The sequence below is a fragment of the Nocardia sp. TBRC8007 genome, from assembly GCF_056629435.1.
In genome coordinates this window covers 90,686-107,652 of sequence record NZ_JBWSOR010000012.1, presented here as the reverse complement: position 1 = coordinate 107,652, position 16,967 = coordinate 90,686, and the positions used below count along the sequence as shown (strand labels likewise).

Below are 16,967 nucleotides of genomic sequence, written 5' to 3'. Positions count from 1 at the left end.
GAGTTGCCGAATTTGTTGCGCGGTCGAGATTTCCGAGTGTCTCATAGTGACGATTACGATATCAATTCTCTCAGTGTTCGGATCTTTGTGCTCAATTCGGTGTGATCTGCCGGTCCGGAGCGTTTTCTTCCCATCGAGGCCAGCAAACTGCTTTTTGTCGCGGATGGTTATCGCATCAAGTGCTCGTCTTTTCAGTTCGACGAAGAGCGGCATATCCAGCTCGACTATGAATTCTACTTCGTCAGAAGTCCAGAGGGGACACGAGTCCCGCTGATGGTCAGCCGGATACCTGGACGGGCTTCACGAACGTCTAGGCGCTGACGTGGATACAAGAAGTCGACCACTGGTCGCCATGGAAGTTCTGGAACGACGCGAACACCCCTACCACTCGAACGATCACCCGCTGCCATGACCGCTTCACGGGGTCGGTGGCCTCGTCTTGCTCGTCGATCAGGAAGTTCGAAACACCATTCGACCGCAAGCTGGTAAAGGGACGGATGTTCGGTCAGTTTCATATCAGCAAGCTCGTGAAACGTCTTTCGTTCGGCATGGACGAGCCTGTTTTCAGCCACAACTATCGGCTCGCTCTCGCGTTATCGCCATACTGTCAATACAGCCCCGGTCACGGCCGGGGACCGCACCGCCCTCCGGTGCGTGGGATCAACGACGAACCGAGGTAAGGCGTGAGCACTCCATCTACCGCCGCACAGGGCCCGCTCGCTGGCATCAAGGTCATCGAGCTGGCCGGTATCGGCCCCGGCCCGCACGCCGCGCTGCTGCTCGCCGATCTGGGCGCCGATGTGGTGCGGGTACAACGCGCGGGGCAGCTGCCCGGCGGGTTCAGTCGACCGCAGCTGCGGGGTCGGACCATCATCGAGGCCGACCTCAAGGACCCGGCCGACATTGTGAAGGTGCTACGGCTGGTCGAACGGGCGGACGTGCTCATCGAAGGTTTTCGCCCAGGTGTCACCGAACGGATGGGCCTCGGACCGGACGACGTGCTCGCCCGCAATCCACGCCTGGTCTACGGCCGGATGACCGGTTGGGGGCAGGAGGGGCCGCTGGCGGATCGCGCCGGACATGACATCAACTACATCTCGCTCACCGGTGTGCTGCACGCCATCGGCCGCAAAGGCGAGCGGCCGGTCCCGCCGTTGAATATGGTCGGCGATTTCGGCGGGGGTTCGATGTTCCTGGTATTCGGTATCCTCGCCGCGCTGGTCGAGCGACAGAACTCCGGCGAAGGTCAGGTGATCGACGCGGCTATGGTCGATGGCGCCCTCGCTCTTTCGCACATGATCTGGGGCATGCGCGGTTCCGGCGCCTGGTCCGACGAGCGCGGCGTGAACCTGCTCGACACCGGGATGGCGTTCTACGACACCTACGAAACCGCTGACGGCAAGTACATGGCGGTCGGCGCGATCGAGTCACAGTTCTATGCGCAACTGCTCGCCGGCCTGGAGATCGATCCGGAGGGGCTGCCCCACCAACTCGACTCCGCCGGACAGGACACCCTGAAAAAGTTGTTCGCCGAGCGCTTCCGGTCCAAAACACGCGAGGAGTGGACCCACATCTTCGCGGGCACCGATGCCTGTGTCTCGCCAGTGCTCACCTTCGCTGAAGCGACGCGTGATGAGCACATCGCGGCCCGAGGTTCGCTGGTGGAGCTGGAGAACGTCACTCAGCACGCCCCGGCACCACGATTTTCCCGTACACCCAATGGGATCCCCACCGCACCGCCGACCACCGCCACCCCCATCGAATCGGTCTGGGCCGATTGAGCACTCGCTCGGCTGTCACAGCGCTGGTAGGACAATCCGCTGTCGCCACGGCAATCCCAGCAACAACAAACCAACCGGTTCGACAGTTTCACACTTCGCCTGTCATACTGTCCGCGAGCAGGCGGCTGCACGCACAGCCCATATCACCGGCGAACATCCGGTCCGCGAATCGACCGCCGCTCGAGGCGGAGGCCTCGACGACGCGTGCTCTTCCGAATACTCGCCAAGCACCCGATGACAACCGGCCGTGAGGGGTGGCCGGTTGTTCGTGCTCGGTGATGCCAGGAAAGAAGTGCCGACGCAGGCCTCCGCATTACTCTTCGCCATTGCGCTGCCCCGGCGAGATCCGTTCAGTAGCAGGTCAGCGGCGTCAGTGGATCGACAGCACGCGGCGTCAGCGTCGCATAGGCGGACGCGATGGCCTTGACCGCCAATCGCAATTCGGGTTCCCGGTGGGAAAACGGCAAACGCAGGAAGCGTTCGAACGAGCCCTGCACGCCGAATCTCGGTCCTGCGGCGAGCAGTACGCCGTGGTTAGGAGCGGTGGCGGCCAAGGCGGTTGAGACCGGAGCAGGTAGCTGCGCCCACAACGACATGCCGCCCGCTCCGGGGGTGACACGCCAATCCGGCAGTTCCTCGGTGAGCGCATCCAGCAGTATGAACCGCTGCGAACGCAATTGGTCACGGCGGGGCCCGAGGATGTCCTCCGCATGCTCGAGCAGGTACACGGTGGCCAACTGGTCCATCACCGGCGTGCCGAGGTCGACTGTGGAACGGATACCGAGCAGCTTGGCGATCAGTGCCTGGTTGGTACGGATCCAACCGACACGCAGACCACCCCAGAACGATTTCGAGACCGAGCCGATCGAGACGATCTCGGCGCCCTTGGCAAAGGCCGCTACCGGAGGCGGCGGATCGTCCACGCCGAGCCCGAGATCTGCCATGGACTCGTCGACCAGCACAGTCATCCTGGTCTCTCTGGCGATGGCGGCCAGCTCAGCGCGGCCTTCGGCGTCGAGCAGCAGGCCGGTCGGGTTGTTGTAATCGGGCACAAGGTAAGCCAGAGTCGCCGCGGTTTGCCTTGCGGCGCTGCGGATCCCGTCGAGGTCCCAGCCGCATACCCGGTCTTCCGGGCGCAGCGGCACCGGCACCGGACGAGCACCAACGTCACGGATCGCCTCGATGGCATTCGGATAGGTCGGATGCTCGATGAGCACCCTGGCGGTGGGCGCGGTGAGCACGTTCAGCAGCAAGCGTAGGCCGTGCTGGGCGCCGAGGGTCACCAGGATCTGGTCCGGTTCCGTCGGCAGACCACGTGCGGTGTACCGGTGCGCGATCGCCCGGCGCAAAGCGAGCACACCGACCGGGTCCATGCCGTGCGTGCCTAGGTAGGCTGGAATTCCTTCCAGTGCGGCAGAATACGATTCACGCATCTCGGGAGGAGCATCCATGGCGGCGTAGGTCATGTCCACGGTAGGCAGCTCGGGGGGGGACATGACGGCCAGAATGCTTCTGGCCGACTTGATACCGTCGTGCTGCACGTCGCGCGGTAGCGCCACGGTGCTGCGCGAGCCCTGCCGGCTGATCAGGTAGCCGTGTTCCCGCAATAGCGCATAAGCGGACGTAATGGTGGTACGACTGACGCCGAGCACGGCGGCGAGATCGCGTTCGCTCGGCAAGGCGACGCCCAACGGCGCCCGACCGTCGTGGATCAGCAGCCGGACGCCTTCGGCGAGTGCCTGATATGCCGGACGGGCGGACCGTCGACCAGCGGAGTCCGATTCGCCGTCGTAGTGGCGCCACTGGCCCAAATCGCGAGCCAGACTGCCCGCACCGATTACCCTCATCGCCATAAAGGCCAGTATCAAATAATTGGATATTTATAAGCAAGACCAGTACGACGCACGCTGACCGAGTGACTGCCCTCGCCGCTCTGTTCCCGCTCATCCTGATCGGCTATCCGGTCCATCGCAGGAAGACGAAACGCAGCACATGCGCCTTCCGGATCGAACGCTTTCCCCCGGACGCCCCGTTATCCGATCAGTCCCCCTCGTACTACGAACACCGACGCCAGTACGCCGATCTCGCCGCGATTCACGCGAGAGCAGGCGCTCCGGCTCCGGATGCGCCCAGTGCGGAACAGCTTATACCCGCGGGCACGGTGCCGACCCCATCCCCGCGGAAGCCTGACCAGCGCCGAGGCCCGATATCCGTGGCAGAAAACCATGGCAGCAGGCGCTGGACCGCGGTGTTTCTCACTGCCATGGTGCGCGCGAGCGCACAGTCGCCATGGTGCGCGCGAGCGCACAGTCGCCATGGTGCGCGAGCACGCGCGCGATCAGCACAGCCGCATCAATAGCGCAGCAAAATCAGAGGCCAGCGTGTCATAACTGGACTGTATATAGAACAGGCAGGTCCCGCAGTGCACACTTGTGCTGTGCGTGACGCCACTCGTTACACCGCCGCGGCTACTCGTTCTTCGGCCGTCGATGCCACCGGTTCCGCCCCGGCACCGACAATCGTCAGCCATACCGCAACACTCAGCCGGCTCGTTGTGACACTGTTCGATACCGCGATCGGCTACTGTGCGATTGCTTGGCGGGATGCCGCGGTGATCCGGTTCCAGCTTCCGGAGGCCGGCCCGGCCGCGACTCGCGCACAGCTCATCCGCAGTACCGGGGATCCCGACGACGAGCTCTACGATGCGGCACTCCCCGATGTCCTCGCCGAGACTGTCGCGGGCATCCGTGCCCACCTCACCGGAAAGCTCGACGATCTCCGCTGGATACCCGTGGATACCAGTAGTATTCCGGCGTTCCACCGCGCGGTCTACGCCGTGACCCGTGCCATCGATCCCGGTCGTACCCTCAGTTACAGCCAGGTCGCTGACCTCGTGCACGCGCCAGGCGCTGCACAGGCGGTTGGACAAGCGCTCGGCCGCAACCCGATTCCGCTCATCATCCCCTGCCACCGAGTGCTCGCGGCCGATCACACGCTGCACGGCTTCTCCGCCGCCGGCGGAATCGGTGCCAAGCAGAGACTTTTGACCATCGAGCGCACACCTGGATTCGGCGAGCCCACGCTATTCTGAACCCCGGCACCGTGGCACGCCGCTGGATACGGCGGACAGCCACCGCAGCTCGATCACCCGACGGCCAGAGCCACACCGGCCGATACCGCCCATATCGCAACGCCCGTTCGCATGGCCGCGCAACTACTCTCCGGATTCGCCGCGGATCAGTGCCCCGAGAGATTCGCGATCGGTGATGTCCATCTTGGTACAAGCGCGGTAGAGATGTCCCTCCACGGTCCGCACCGAGACTGTCAGACGGTCGGCGATCTGCCGATTGGACAGTCCCGCGGCGACCAAATTCGCGATCTCGCGTTCCCGTACGGTCAGCGGCAACGGCCGCGCCCCCTGTCGTAGCGCCGGGGTGCTCGCTCCGCCGCACGCTGCGGCCAGACGATCGGCCATCGCGGCGGACTCCAGCATCCTGCGTCGATCTCCGGTCCGCTCATGTGCCGCCGCGGCCTGCGCCGCGGCTTCGGCGGCCGAAAGCATCGCACCGATTCGCTCGAATTCCGTTGCGGCGGTGTCGAGTCCTTGACCATCGGAGGCGGCGAGCGCTGCCGCGTGCCGCGCCTGCGCCCGCACCAATGTCCCGTCCACCCGAGTGGCCAGGTCGGCCAGCCGCCTGGCCACGGAACGTTCGCCGAAACGAGCCGCGGTGTGCAACGCTGTGGCTTCGATCGCGTACTGATGCGCACCAGCCGCCGAGTCGGCGGCGCCTATCGCCAGCCGGATGGCCGAGGTACCCGTGCCTTCGGCTGCCGCGAGCCAGGCGCGGGCGATCTCCAGCTGCGGCTCGTATACCGCGCTGTGTCTGCCGCCTCTGGCCGTGGCGAGGGCGATCGACTCGGCGGCGTCCTCCGCACGTCCGAGTGCCGAATATGCTTCCGCCAGACGGATTCTCGCTGGGAACATCCAGGCGGCAGCCCCCTCAGCAACCAGTGCCGCCAGCGCCTGCTCCAAATTCTCGATGCCATCGGTAAACCGCCCCTGCGCCACGTCGACCGTGCCCTGCAAGATCTTCGACATCCCCCAGGCCAGGTACTGGCCGGGCGCGGAATACCCGAAATACGCACCGGCACGTTGCCGCGCGGCTGCCAGATCTCCGGTAAAGGTCAGCGCGAGAACCTCAGCATGGGTGGACATAAAGCGGTTGAGCCCGTCGATATGCTGCTCCACCGCACGGCCACGGACCGCGTACTGCTCGGCCTGTTCGGCTCTACCCAGCAACGCCGAGGCGAGGCCACCGCCGAACGAAGCCCACCACACCGCCCACGGCGGCGCGTCCTTGCTGGACATGACCTTCTCCGCCGCGGCACACGCCTCATCGATCCGATTCTCGTTGACCGCGGTCGCCGAAGCGAGCCCGGTGAAGATAGCCGAGATCTTCGGGTCCCGTGTCTTCCCACGCACCAACGCCAGCACTTCATCGGCGCGATCGGCATCGCCCATAGCCCACAACAGATTCGCCACCCGCGTACTACCCCAACGGGCGAGTTGCACTTCATCGAGCCCATCGGGATCGAAACTGACCAGCGTGCGCTCGGCCTCGATCCGCTGCCCCTGCCACAGCAAGGCGCGAGCCAGTAAATCAGCGGCTTCCACGCCACCGCCCCGTTCCACCGCGACGCGGGCGAACCGTTCGCCCAGTGGCAGATTCGCCAAACCGATCGCATCCGAGGCAGCGGCGACGAATAGTTCCAGATCCGCGGATCTATCGCTGTCCAATGCCAACTCGGCCAATCGGATACGATCGGCGGCGGTTTCGATAGGACGTCGCCGCAATGCGGAGTACAAGCGACCGCGCAAGCGCCGTGCCGAAGCGATGCCGAGCCTACGTCGGATCACCTCACCGAAAAGCGGGTGGGTGTAGCGCACCGACAACTCTCGCGAATTCTCTACGACCCGGATCACACCGTGGGTTTCGGCGACCTCGACCGCGTCATCGCCCACCAGCTCGGCGAGGATATCGAGATCTAACGGCTCACAGAAAGTCAGCAGCTCCAGCACGCACAGAACCGATTCGGGCAGTTGCTCGACCCTGTTCTCCAGCAAGGCTGCCAGTTCCGAGGTCACTGGCGCACGGCCACGTAGCTGCCATACGTCATTGACCTGTCGTAGGGTGCCCGCCTCCAAAGCTCCCTCGATCAAATGCCGGAGGAACAGAGCGTTTCCGGCGGACGATTCCCACATCAGATTCGCGGTGAAACCCTCGAGCTGTCCCTCGAGCATCGATTCCACCAACTGCACACTTTGCCGCTGGGTGAACGGCCGCAGGTCGATGCGTAGCAGATGCCTGTCTTTCCACAGCGAGGTGACCGCGTCTGGTACCGGGACTCCACTGCGGATGGTGACCACGATGCGCGCAGCCCTATCGATGGCCAGCTGCAACAATAAGGTGGCGGAGAGCTGATCGAGCAGGTGAGCGTCGTCCACACCGATCACCATGTCGCCATCGGCGAGCAGCGCCGCACGGGCCACCGACATGATCGTGACCGGATCGTGTGCCGGATAGCCACCGACCAGGTGCGCAAACACTCCGAGCGGGATACTGCGCGCCGACTCGGTGCCGGATACCCACCGGACATTGCCGCCGATCGCGGCCGTGACCTGCCGGGCCAGCGTGGTCTTACCCACTCCGGCATCCCCTGCGATCACCACACCGGCGTGGTCCGAATCGGTCAATGTCGCACGGATCGCCTCGAATTCGCTGCCGCGCTCGATCATCGGCCAGTTCCGAGCCATATCCTTACTGTAGAGCTTCACCGATCATGATCGAAGCCGAGCGGGCTCGGTGATGCCGCGAATAACCGGCATTCACAACGTATTTCCGCGGCGTCGAAGAGAATTAGAATCGTGCTAGGCGAGAACGTCGTTCCGGACGATCGTCTGGTCTCGGCCTGGGCCGACGCCGACGCAGGAGATACGAGCGCCGGAGAGCTCTTCCAGACGTTCCACGTATGCCCGGGCATTGGGCGGCAGTTCTTCGTAGGTCCGCGCGCCGGAGATATCCTCCCACCACCCGGACATATGTTCGTAGATCGGCTTCGCGTGGTGGAACTCGGTCTGCGTAGTCGGCATCTGCTCGACCCGCTTTCCATCGATCTCATAAGCGACGCAGATCGGCACCAAGTCCAGGCCGGAGAGCACATCCAGTTTTGTGAGGAAGTAATCGGTGATGCCGTTGACCCTGGTGGCGTAACGGGCGATCACCGCGTCGAACCAGCCGCAACGCCGAGCGCGACCGGTGGTGACGCCTACCTCGCCACCGGCCTTGGCCAGGTAAGCACCTGACTCGTCGAACAGTTCGGTCGGGAATGGGCCAGAGCCGACTCTGGTGGTGTAGCACTTCAGGATGCCGAGCACAGCATTGATCTTGGTAGGCCCGATCCCCGCGCCGACCGCTGCGCCACCCGAGGTCGGGTTCGACGAGGTGACGTACGGATAGGTGCCGTGATCCACATCCAGCAGGGTGCCCTGCGAGCCCTCCAGCAGTACTGTCTCACCACGTTCCAGCGCCAGATTCAGTTGCAGCCGAGTGTCGGCGATGCGGTGGGCGAAGCCGTCAGCCTGGGTGAGGACCTCGTCGACCACCTGCTGCGGGTCCAGGGCACGGCGGTTGTAGATCTTGACCAGCACCTGATTCTTGAACTCGAGCGCGGCCTCGACCTTCTGGGTGAGGATCTTCTCATCGAGCACATCCGCCACACGCACTCCGACGCGGGCGACCTTGTCCTGGTAGCACGGGCCGATACCCCGGCCGGTGGTGCCGATCTTCTTGCTCCCCAAGAAGCGTTCGGTGACCTTGTCTATGGCCACGTGGTACGGCATGATCAGGTGCGCGTCAGCCGAAAGCAGCAGGCTCGAGGTGTCCACGCCTCGATCTTCGAGGCCTGCCAGCTCCGCGAGGAGCACACCAGGGTCGATGACGACGCCGTTGCCGATGACGTTCGTCACCCCAGGGGTGAGAATTCCCGATGGAATCAGGTGTAGCGCGAAGTTGTCGCCGCTGGGCAGCACCACGGTATGTCCCGCGTTGTTCCCGCCTTGGTAGCGGACCACCCACTGCACCCGGCCACCGAGCAGATCAGTTGCTTTGCCCTTTCCCTCGTCGCCCCATTGAGCGCCGATCAGGACGATTGCCGGCATGGTCGTGTCTCCTACGATTCGACAGGCAACATTGGCGTGTTGCAGCTACCTGCCGTACTGAGGCGGCGGCCGGAAGCACATTCTAGCCGATCCGCCCGAGGCGGCGGCGCATCGGATCTCGTCGTAGGCTCAACAACCGTATGGCCACCGCCTGGGCAGGGCAGTGGTCACCGCCCGAGCAGGGCTATGGTTGCACGGCACGCCGGGCAGCAATACAGCGTGCGCGGGCGAGCCTCGGCGGGTCGCCCTGTAGTGGCAAGGGCCGACAGTATCGGTTCGAATCAAGGAGGGTGTACGGCAGCTTGAGTACCCACGTTCTCCGCTGCGACGGCGCACTCGTACCTATCGCTCTCGCGGCACTGCCGACTACCCAGACGGCCGCCATCCCCGAACCTGCCGAGATCGACGAGTTGCTTCCCGTCCTGTCCGCCGACAGCCTGCCACGGTTGATCGTGCTCGGTGCAGACGAAGCATTGGCCGCAGTGCTCACCCATCTGATGCGCACCGACCGGCTACACGTGGAGATCGGCTATGTCCCGGTCGAGAAAACCTATGCCTCGCGCGCCTACCAGACCGACACCGGCAACAGCGCCGCAAGACGAGCCATCGAAGGACGTGCCGCCGAGACACCGCTGATCCGGGACGATCTCGGCAAAGTACTCGTCGGTCGCGCGGTGATCACCGGTGTCGGTGCGGAGAAACTGCAAGGCGAAGCCTACGTCGACGACGCAAGGCTGTTCTCCGGAAAGGTGACGGCCATGCTCGTCTCCCCATCTCTCGAACTACCCGGTGTGCGGGCGACCGTGCAGAAGGGCATACGCAAACATCGATGGCTGGGGGGACGAGCGGCTCAGCTCGGCACCCCCGCGGCCCTGGTGACCAGGGACGGGATCCAAGCTGAGCGTCCCGTGCCGCGCTCGAGCTTCTACCGCCACCACGAGCCCTGGCTGCTGGTGCGATGAGTGCGTTGTTCCCGGCCGGCCGCAAGCGGCGCGCCATCCGGCCGAGCCCGGTGTTCCTGCTCGTGATCGCCCTCACGGTGGCAGGCGGCGCGCTGGCCTGGACCGCCCCGCTCGACTCGGTCGAGGCAAAAGCAGGTGTCTTCGTCTTCGTGGTGTTCGGCTGGGTCGTCACACTGTGCCTGCACGAGTTCGCGCACGCGTTCACCGCATGGCGCGCGGGCGACCATGAAGTCGAGCTGCGCGGTTATCTGACGCTGAACCCGTTGAAATACAGCCATCCGCTGCTGTCGATCGTATTGCCGATGGTGTTCATCGCATTGGGCGGTATCGGCCTGCCCGGCGGCGCCGTCTACGTGCACACACACCATGTCGGGCCACGCACGCAGCGAATCATCAGCGGCGCCGGGCCTGCGGTGAACGCACTGTGCGCGGTGGTGCTGCTGGTCGTCGTCCAGACCCTGGGCAACGCCGAGACACATCCCGCGTTCTGGTTCGGCGTGAGTTTCCTGGCTTTCCTACAGATCACGGCGACATTGCTGAATCTGCTCCCGATACCGGGACTGGACGGCTACGGGATCGTTGAACCATCGTTGAGTTATTCCACCAGGCGCTCACTCGACCAGTTCAAGCCATTCGGCATGCTGATCTTGTTCGCGCTGTTGTTCACGCCCTCCGTCAACCAGATATTCTTCGATGTGGTGTATGGATTGTTCGAATTGTCTGGTGTTCCGTCGGACTGGTCGCGCTACGGCAACTATCTGACCCGGTTCTGGACCTGAAAACTTGCCGACATCACGCAATAAGACCATCGATCGATACGTGAAGCACAAGATAGCCGCTGCCGCGGCTCAGGCCTCGGGTCGAACGTAGGGATTCTCGACTGTCGGCGGCAGTAAAGCCATCGCCGAGATGCGCTGCATACCGCATACTTGCATCAGATCGACCAACGTCGAACGCACCTGCGCGAACACGACATGCGACGACAGGCCTGCCCCCGTGACCAGTTCCGGACGCGCTCTCTTCGCGACCGAGCGAAGCACGCGAGTCGCCTCGGCCTGATCGGGCTGCTCCCCCGGATCGGCGAGCATCATCCGGCGCACTACGTCGACGGCCTGCCCCAAACGCTTCACCTCGTCGATCAATCCTGGATTGAGTACTTCGTCGTCGCGAACCAGAGTCAAAGAGCGCCGCAACAGAACCCGGGTGTTACGGACGGCGTTGTCCAGCGGATCGGCCGTGGACCTGATGCGTTCGAGGCGCGAGCGAGAATTCCAGTACAGCGGAGAGATCCGGCTGATCTCCCGACCGCCTTCCAAGGTGGCACGCAAAGAATCGATCTGCGACTGCGTGGCACGGACCGAGGTGAGCGCGCGGCGCACTCTATCAGCGTCCTGCTCGAGCAGCCCCTCAGCACCATCGGTGATCGCTGTACCCATCACCTCGAGGATGTCCACAGCCAAAGCCCTGGCCCTGCGCACAGGATGCAGCGGAAGCGCGGCAACCACCACCACACCCACCAGACCACCGACCAAGGCGTCGATCACACGAGCGAGGCCGCCACCCACCGAAGGTGGTAGCAGCGTAGCGACAAGCACCGCGGAACTAGCCGCCTGCATAGCGATGATAGAACCACCGTCGAGGAATATCGCCGCACCCATGGCGACCGCGACCACCAGCGCGATCTGCCATGATCCTGTACCGGCGTAAGAGATGAACACATCGCCGATAGCGATGCCGACCGAGACGCCCACCACTAGTTCGACCGAACGCCGCAGCCGGGCGCCGAAAGATATGCCGATCGACACCACAGCGGCGGTCGGCGCGAAGAACGGCAACTTGTGGCCTATCGCGTGACGGGCGAGAAACCAAGCCAGCGCGGCACCGACCGCGCACTGCAGGATCGGCAGCGCCGATCGACGCAGCCGATCCCAAGAAGCACGCAGCCTGGCCATACCGCTCGCGCGGGCGGTGCCGACGCGGGAATTCGGGTCGATCAACTACACGGTTGTTCAGTCGAGGCCGAGCTCGGCGGCCGCCCTGGGGTCACAGTCTTCCAGCAGGTCCAGGCAGCGCGCGTACTCGTCACTTTCACCGATAGCCTTGGCCGCGCGGGCCAGCGCGCCGACACTGCGCAGAAACCCTCGATTGGGTTCGTGACTCCACGGCACCGGGCCGAAGCCCTTCCATCCGTTACGGCGCAACAGGTCGAGGCCGCGATGGTAGCCCGTGCGGGCGAACGCGTACGCGGCGATGATGTCGTGGTTGATCGGCTCGTTCTGAGCCGCACCACGGGCCAGCGCCGCCTCGGCGAGTTGAGCCCAGGCGATCGAGGCAGCGGGATGATCAGCCGCGACCCGCACCGGGTCGGCCGAGTTGCCGAGCGCGTCTTCGGCATCGGAGATCGCCGGTAGCAATACCGGTTGCGGGCCGAGCAGGTCACCGAACGAGGTCATGCGGTTCATTGTGCACCGCAGGCCGACTTGCTCGATAGGCTGGCCGTCGAGTTCAACAGTTCCGGCCGAGTGAGGGGTGTGCGTGTCCGACCCGAACGACAAAAAGAATCCGGTGCGGGGTACCGCTGAACCGGATAGTGCGATAGGTCCCGACGCCATCACCGAAGGCACCCCCGCCGCAGGGAAGAACACTCCGCCGCCCGCAGTGCCCCCTACCCGGCCGATCGCCCGCACCGTGCGACGGCCGGGTGATGCGCAGACGCCGAGTAGACCGACACCGCACGAGGCGACCGCGGCCGGTGCGCGCACCGACCCCCAGGCACGAGGCTCGGCCACCACCGGCTCGCCGACACCGTCACCGGGGAAGAACACCACCGAGACCACCCACCCCACGGCCGAAGCCGCATCCGAACCGGCAACGGCGCGGCCGCAGGCCGATGCCGCCGAGGCCGAGACAGCGGAGATCCCGCGGAACGATCCCGACCGAGCGGGCCGAGACGCCGCGACCGTGGAGATACACCGGCAGCGCCCACCGGAGGAGCCCGAGGGCCAGGAAGCGCAAACCGTCGCACTACCCGCCCAACGCCCCTCGGACGGCCGAGACGGCAGCAATCGTATGGTCGCGCCGACGTCGGGTTCGGTGCCGGTCACGAAGCCGCCGCACCCCGATGCGGACAGGCCACGCAAGGCCGCTACGGCAGTATCGCCCGCGGATACCCAGCGCACCATGCCAGCGCAGTCACTAAGCGGTCCGCGCCACCCACCTCGGCCCAGGCCGATCGCGCAACCACAGCACATCCCCCCACAATCCTGGGACGCGACGGCGGCTACCGTCCCTGCCAAGCCCACGCGGTGGCTGCTGGCCGTGAGCGCGGCAGCTGTGTTGCTGGCCGTCCTGATCTCGATAGTCGTAGTGCTCGTCATGCGCACCAATAGCAACTCCCCCGAAGCACAGGTGCGAACCGTCATCACCGGCTATACCGACGCATTGAAAGCCGGCGACTTGGCCAGACTGCGCGAAACCACCTGCGGTCCTTTGCACGACTTCTATCAGGGAATCCCCGACAATCAGTTCGCGAGCGTGCACAAACTGTCAGCGGAGCACAAGAACATACCGGTGGTCGACAGCATCGATGCGATCCGCATCACCAACGACACCGCTATCGCCCAGGCCACCATCCACACCGAAGCCGACCCGGCGAAGCAGTCCGCACGCACCTTCGACCTGCGGCGCACCGATGCCGGATGGAAGGTCTGCGACCCGCCCTCCAGTACGCGGTAGCCATGGCACCGTGCGCCGGAACACACCCTTCCCACTAGCAGCACAGGCCACATACACTGGTCAATGATCGAGGCCGCCAAGTAGCATGACCCGGATCATGAGCAGGCATCAAACGATGGCGCAGCCGGATAACGACAAAATTCCCGTAGCGCCGGCCGGGCAGCGATTCCGGATACGCGATCACTACGAAGTCGGCCGGGAAAAAGTCCGCGAGTTCGCGCGCGCGGTACAGAATCATCATGCGGCGCATCATCGGGACGACGGCGCACAGGCGCTCGGTCGTCCCGCGATCATCGCGCCGCCGACCTTCACTTCGGTGATCGGGGTGACCGGGACCAGGGCCCTGCTCGACTCGGTACTCACCGACTACGACCTGTCGCAGTTCTTGCAGACCGATCAAACCTTCGAAAGCTACCGGCCTATCCTGGCCGGTGACCGGATCCGCAGCGAAGTCGAGATCGAGTCGATCCGCCGCTTTGGGGACAATGACTTTCTCGTAGTGCGATTCACGCTGAGCAACCAGCGCGGCGAGATCGCACTCATAGGGTCGACCACAATCGCGGCGCGGCGCGGCGCGGAAGTCGACGCCAACCTGACCAACGTCATCGAGAACATCATGATGCAGGACCACCCGATCGAAACCGGCACGGCAGCGGCTACGCTCCCGCGCAGCGACACTCTGGTCCCGCTCGACATCAGCCCTTCGATCGAGCCGACCGAATACGACAACACCCCGGTACATACCGTACCCACGTTCGATGAGCTGGCCCAAGGCGACCAGCTACCCGGCGGCACCTTCCGGCTGACCCGCGGTGATCTGGCCAATTACGCGGGCGTCTCCGGCGACGCCAACCCGATCCACTTCAGTGACTACGCCGCACAACTGGTCGGACTGCCGACCGTGGTCGCGCACGGCATGCTGACCATGGGACTGGCGGGTGGATACCTCACCTCCTGGCTGGGCGATCCAACTGCCATCCGAAAATTCAGCGTGCGCTTCTCCGGCTTCGTTCCAGTGGCCGCCGACGCGGCGAGCACTGTGGAGTTCACCGGCCGAATCAAGTCACTGGCTCCGGACACGCGGACCGCGACCATCATGCTCGGCGGCACTGCGGCAGGGCGCAAGTTGTTCGGACGCGCTCTGGCCGAGGTCAGGCTGCGCTGACCGCTACCTGATGCACTCACCGAACGCCGGAGTGCATCAGGTAGACCGCATCAGGCGCTTATCGAACGTCCGGCGGATTTCAGATCGTTGCACGCTTCGAGCACACGCGCCGCCATCGCTACTTCGGCCTTCTTCAGATAGCTGCGTGGATCGTAGGTCTTCTTGTTACCCACCTCGCCATCGATCTTCAGCACGCCGTCATAGTTGCCGAACATATGTCCGGCGACTGGCCTGGTGAACGCGTACTGGGTATCGGTGTCGACGTTCATCTTCACCACACCGTAGCGCAGCGAGTCCTCGATCTCGGATTTCAGCGACCCCGAGCCACCATGGAAGACGAAGTCGAACGGCTGAGCTTCGGCCGACAGGCCTAATTTGGCCGCGGCAACGCGCTGGCCCTCGGCGAGCACCCCGGGCTTGAGCACCACATTGCCCGGCTTGTACACCCCATGCACGTTACCGAAGGTAGCCGCGAGCAGGTATTTGCCGTTCTCGCCCGCGCCGAGCGCGTCGATGGTCTTCTCGAAGTCCTCAGGCGAGGTATAGAGCTTCTCGTTGATCTCGGCCTCGACACCGTCCTCTTCGCCGCCGACCACACCGATCTCGACTTCGAGGATGATGTCGGCCGCGTGCGTGGCCTTCAGCAGCTCCTTGGCGATCTCGAGGTTCTCGTCGATCGGAATCGCGGAGCCATCCCACATGTGGGACTGGAACAATGGGTTACGACCGGCTGCGACCCGCTCCTGGGAGATCGCGATCAACGGACGAACGAAGCTGTCCAGCTTGTCCTTGGGGCAGTGGTCGGTGTGCAGCGCGATGGTCACGTCGTATCTGGCCGCGACTACATGCGCGAACTCGGCCAGCGCGACCGCGCCGGTGACCATGTCCTTCACTCCCTGGCCGGAGCCGAACTCCGCGCCACCGGTGGAGAACTGAATGATGCCGTCACTGCCCGCATCCGCGAAACCCTTGATGGCCGCATTGATCGTCTCCGACGAAGTGCAGTTGATGGCCGGGAAGGCGAAGGAGCTGGCTTTGGCCCGACCGAGCATCTCGGCGTAGACCTCCGGAGTCGCGATGGGCACAGTAGGACCTCCGTGTTGTTGCAGCAGGGCGTTGTCGCAGCGGTGTTGTCGCAGCGGGACGTCGTCGCGCGGCGGCGTTGCGGCAAAAACCTAATTCTGTCGACCTATTTTGTCAGCCCTTACCCTAAGGCAGTGGCATTTCTCCTGGTACACAGGGACGGCGCACGCAGTTGGCCGACAAGGTTTTCCCGTACGGCACGAGCATTTGCCCGGAGAACCGGTACTGTAGGGCCGATAATTCGCGCTGGCAGCTTCCGATACCGTGACACGCGGGGCAAGCCGGTCGATCGGAACAGGAGACCACGTGATTCTGCAGGCAGCCACAGAATCGGTGACGAGTAACCTCGCGCTTACCGAGTTACTCGATCCGATGCACCTGCTCACGGATACGTGGTTGAAGAACGCGGTGCTCCCGGCCATCCTGATGATCGTCTTCATCGAGACCGGTCTACTGTTCCCGATCCTGCCCGGCGACTCACTGCTGTTCACAGGTGGTCTGCTGGCGGCACAGCCGAACCCACCGGTATCCATCTGGGTGCTGGTGCCCGCTACCATCGTGGTCGCGTTCGCGGGCGATCAGTGTGCGTACTGGATCGGCAGAGCGATCGGGCCCGCGCTGTTCCACAAGGAAGACACCCGGTTCTTCAAGAAGCACTATGTGACGCAGACGCATGAATTTTTCGAGAAGCACGGTCCCAAGACGATTATCTTGGCCCGCTTCGTTCCGATCGTGCGCACTTTCATGCCCGTGCTGGCCGGCGTATCCAAGATGGATTATCGCCGGTATGTCGCATTCGACATCGTCGGTGCGCTGCTCTGGGGCGGCGGTGTCACGGTGCTCGGCTACTTCTTGGGCAATGTCGCGTTCATCCGGGACCACATCGAAGCGATATTCCTGCTCATTGTGTTCGTATCGATCTTGCCGGGCATCACCGCGGTGGCGCGAAAACTACTCAGCCGCGACGCACCCGAATCCGAGCTGACCGCTTCGACCAGCGAGTCGACTCGCTGAGCCGGTGT

At 64.2% G+C, this 16,967-nt stretch carries 15 protein-coding genes; 7 read left to right on the top strand and 8 right to left on the bottom strand.

All coding sequences use genetic code 11. From position 1 onward, the window contains the following. On the bottom strand, positions 1-213 hold a 213-nt coding region (locus ACX4ZE_RS12830), incomplete at its 3' end, for a hypothetical protein (protein WP_480273614.1). Between the two features lie 97 nt (positions 214-310). Beyond that, complete coding sequence (locus tag ACX4ZE_RS12825; RefSeq protein ID WP_480273613.1) at positions 311-481, bottom strand: hypothetical protein; 171 nt, start codon at positions 479-481, stop codon at positions 311-313. 202 nt (positions 482-683) lie between these two features. Here ACX4ZE_RS12825 and ACX4ZE_RS12820 point away from each other — a divergent pair, with 202 nt between their 5' ends. After that, positions 684-1,781: a CaiB/BaiF CoA transferase family protein gene (locus ACX4ZE_RS12820; RefSeq protein WP_480273612.1), complete on the top strand. Its 1,098-nt coding sequence runs from the start codon at positions 684-686 to the stop codon at positions 1,779-1,781. A 350-nt stretch (positions 1,782-2,131) separates the two neighbouring features. Here ACX4ZE_RS12820 and yczR read toward each other — a convergent pair whose 3' ends face one another. Continuing rightward, a complete protein-coding gene (gene yczR / locus ACX4ZE_RS12815; protein WP_480273611.1) occupies positions 2,132-3,634 on the bottom strand; it encodes a MocR-like transcription factor YczR in 1,503 nt (500 codons plus the stop codon). Between the two features lie 665 nt (positions 3,635-4,299). On the opposite strand from yczR, the gene ACX4ZE_RS12810 reads away from it, so the two are divergent. Next, positions 4,300-4,872 (top strand): methylated-DNA--[protein]-cysteine S-methyltransferase, encoded by a 573-nt coding sequence (locus ACX4ZE_RS12810; protein ID WP_480273620.1) that lies wholly within the window; start codon positions 4,300-4,302, stop codon positions 4,870-4,872. 123 nt (positions 4,873-4,995) lie between these two features. On the opposite strand, the gene ACX4ZE_RS12805 is transcribed toward ACX4ZE_RS12810, so the two are convergent. After that, positions 4,996-7,596, bottom strand: coding sequence for a helix-turn-helix transcriptional regulator (locus tag ACX4ZE_RS12805; RefSeq protein ID WP_480273610.1), 2,601 nt, complete (start codon positions 7,594-7,596; stop codon positions 4,996-4,998). A gap of 114 nt (positions 7,597-7,710) precedes the next feature. Then, positions 7,711-9,000, bottom strand: coding sequence for an adenylosuccinate synthase (locus ACX4ZE_RS12800; protein WP_480273609.1), 1,290 nt, complete (start codon positions 8,998-9,000; stop codon positions 7,711-7,713). 302 nt (positions 9,001-9,302) lie between these two features. Between ACX4ZE_RS12800 and ACX4ZE_RS12795 the strand changes: the two genes are divergently transcribed. Both ACX4ZE_RS12795 and ACX4ZE_RS12790 read left to right on the top strand, forming a co-directional pair. Further along, on the top strand, positions 9,303-9,962 hold the full coding sequence (locus ACX4ZE_RS12795; RefSeq protein WP_480273608.1) for a hypothetical protein: 660 nt from the start codon (positions 9,303-9,305) through the stop codon (positions 9,960-9,962). Beyond that, on the top strand, positions 9,959-10,741 hold the full coding sequence (locus ACX4ZE_RS12790; RefSeq protein WP_480273607.1) for a site-2 protease family protein: 783 nt from the start codon (positions 9,959-9,961) through the stop codon (positions 10,739-10,741). Before ACX4ZE_RS12795 ends, ACX4ZE_RS12790 begins: the two co-directional genes overlap by 4 nt. 69 nt (positions 10,742-10,810) lie before the next feature. Here the strand turns inward: ACX4ZE_RS12790 and ACX4ZE_RS12785 are convergent, their stop codons facing one another. Together ACX4ZE_RS12785 and ACX4ZE_RS12780 are read right to left on the bottom strand one after the other, a co-directional pair. Next, positions 10,811-11,914 carry an FUSC family protein gene (locus tag ACX4ZE_RS12785; protein WP_480273619.1) on the bottom strand — a complete coding sequence of 368 codons (1,104 nt, stop codon included), beginning with the start codon at positions 11,912-11,914 and terminating at the stop codon, positions 10,811-10,813. 57 nt (positions 11,915-11,971) lie between these two features. Continuing rightward, the gene (locus ACX4ZE_RS12780; RefSeq protein ID WP_480273606.1) at positions 11,972-12,415 is read right to left on the bottom strand and encodes a DUF3151 domain-containing protein; all 444 of its coding nucleotides are present in this window, start codon (positions 12,413-12,415) and stop codon (positions 11,972-11,974) included. 82 nt (positions 12,416-12,497) lie between these two features. Here ACX4ZE_RS12780 and ACX4ZE_RS12775 point away from each other — a divergent pair, with 82 nt between their 5' ends. Both ACX4ZE_RS12775 and ACX4ZE_RS12770 read left to right on the top strand, forming a co-directional pair. After that, positions 12,498-13,697, top strand: coding sequence for an Rv0361 family membrane protein (locus tag ACX4ZE_RS12775; RefSeq protein ID WP_480273605.1), 1,200 nt, complete (start codon positions 12,498-12,500; stop codon positions 13,695-13,697). A 97-nt stretch (positions 13,698-13,794) separates the two neighbouring features. Beyond that, positions 13,795-14,862: a fused (3R)-hydroxyacyl-ACP dehydratase subunits HadA/HadB gene (locus tag ACX4ZE_RS12770; RefSeq protein ID WP_480273604.1), complete on the top strand. Its 1,068-nt coding sequence runs from the start codon at positions 13,795-13,797 to the stop codon at positions 14,860-14,862. Positions 14,863-14,912: 50 nt separating this feature from the next. Here the strand turns inward: ACX4ZE_RS12770 and fbaA are convergent, their stop codons facing one another. After that, a complete protein-coding gene (gene fbaA / locus ACX4ZE_RS12765; RefSeq protein ID WP_480273603.1) occupies positions 14,913-15,947 on the bottom strand; it encodes a class II fructose-bisphosphate aldolase in 1,035 nt (344 codons plus the stop codon). Positions 15,948-16,317: 370 nt separating this feature from the next. On the opposite strand from fbaA, the gene ACX4ZE_RS12760 reads away from it, so the two are divergent. After that, positions 16,318-16,959, top strand: coding sequence for a DedA family protein (locus ACX4ZE_RS12760; RefSeq protein WP_480273618.1), 642 nt, complete (start codon positions 16,318-16,320; stop codon positions 16,957-16,959). Positions 16,960-16,967 lie beyond the last annotated feature (8 nt).

What these genes read in the sequence shown, in the direction of transcription:
- ACX4ZE_RS12785 (WP_480273619.1), bottom strand. Translation starts at nt 11,914, where the DNA reads ATGGCCAGGCTGCGTGCTTCTTGGGATCGGCTGCGTCGATCGGCGCTG.
- ACX4ZE_RS12805 (WP_480273610.1), bottom strand. Translation starts at nt 7,596, where the DNA reads ATGGCTCGGAACTGGCCGATGATCGAGCGCGGCAGCGAATTCGAGGCG.
- ACX4ZE_RS12790 (WP_480273607.1), top strand. Translation starts at nt 9,959, where the DNA reads ATGAGTGCGTTGTTCCCGGCCGGCCGCAAGCGGCGCGCCATCCGGCCG.
- ACX4ZE_RS12760 (WP_480273618.1), top strand. Translation starts at nt 16,318, where the DNA reads ATGCACCTGCTCACGGATACGTGGTTGAAGAACGCGGTGCTCCCGGCC.
- yczR (WP_480273611.1), bottom strand. Translation starts at nt 3,634, where the DNA reads ATGGCGATGAGGGTAATCGGTGCGGGCAGTCTGGCTCGCGATTTGGGC.
- ACX4ZE_RS12800 (WP_480273609.1), bottom strand. Translation starts at nt 9,000, where the DNA reads ATGCCGGCAATCGTCCTGATCGGCGCTCAATGGGGCGACGAGGGAAAG.
- ACX4ZE_RS12780 (WP_480273606.1), bottom strand. Translation starts at nt 12,415, where the DNA reads ATGACCTCGTTCGGTGACCTGCTCGGCCCGCAACCGGTATTGCTACCG.
- ACX4ZE_RS12770 (WP_480273604.1), top strand. Translation starts at nt 13,795, where the DNA reads ATGAGCAGGCATCAAACGATGGCGCAGCCGGATAACGACAAAATTCCC.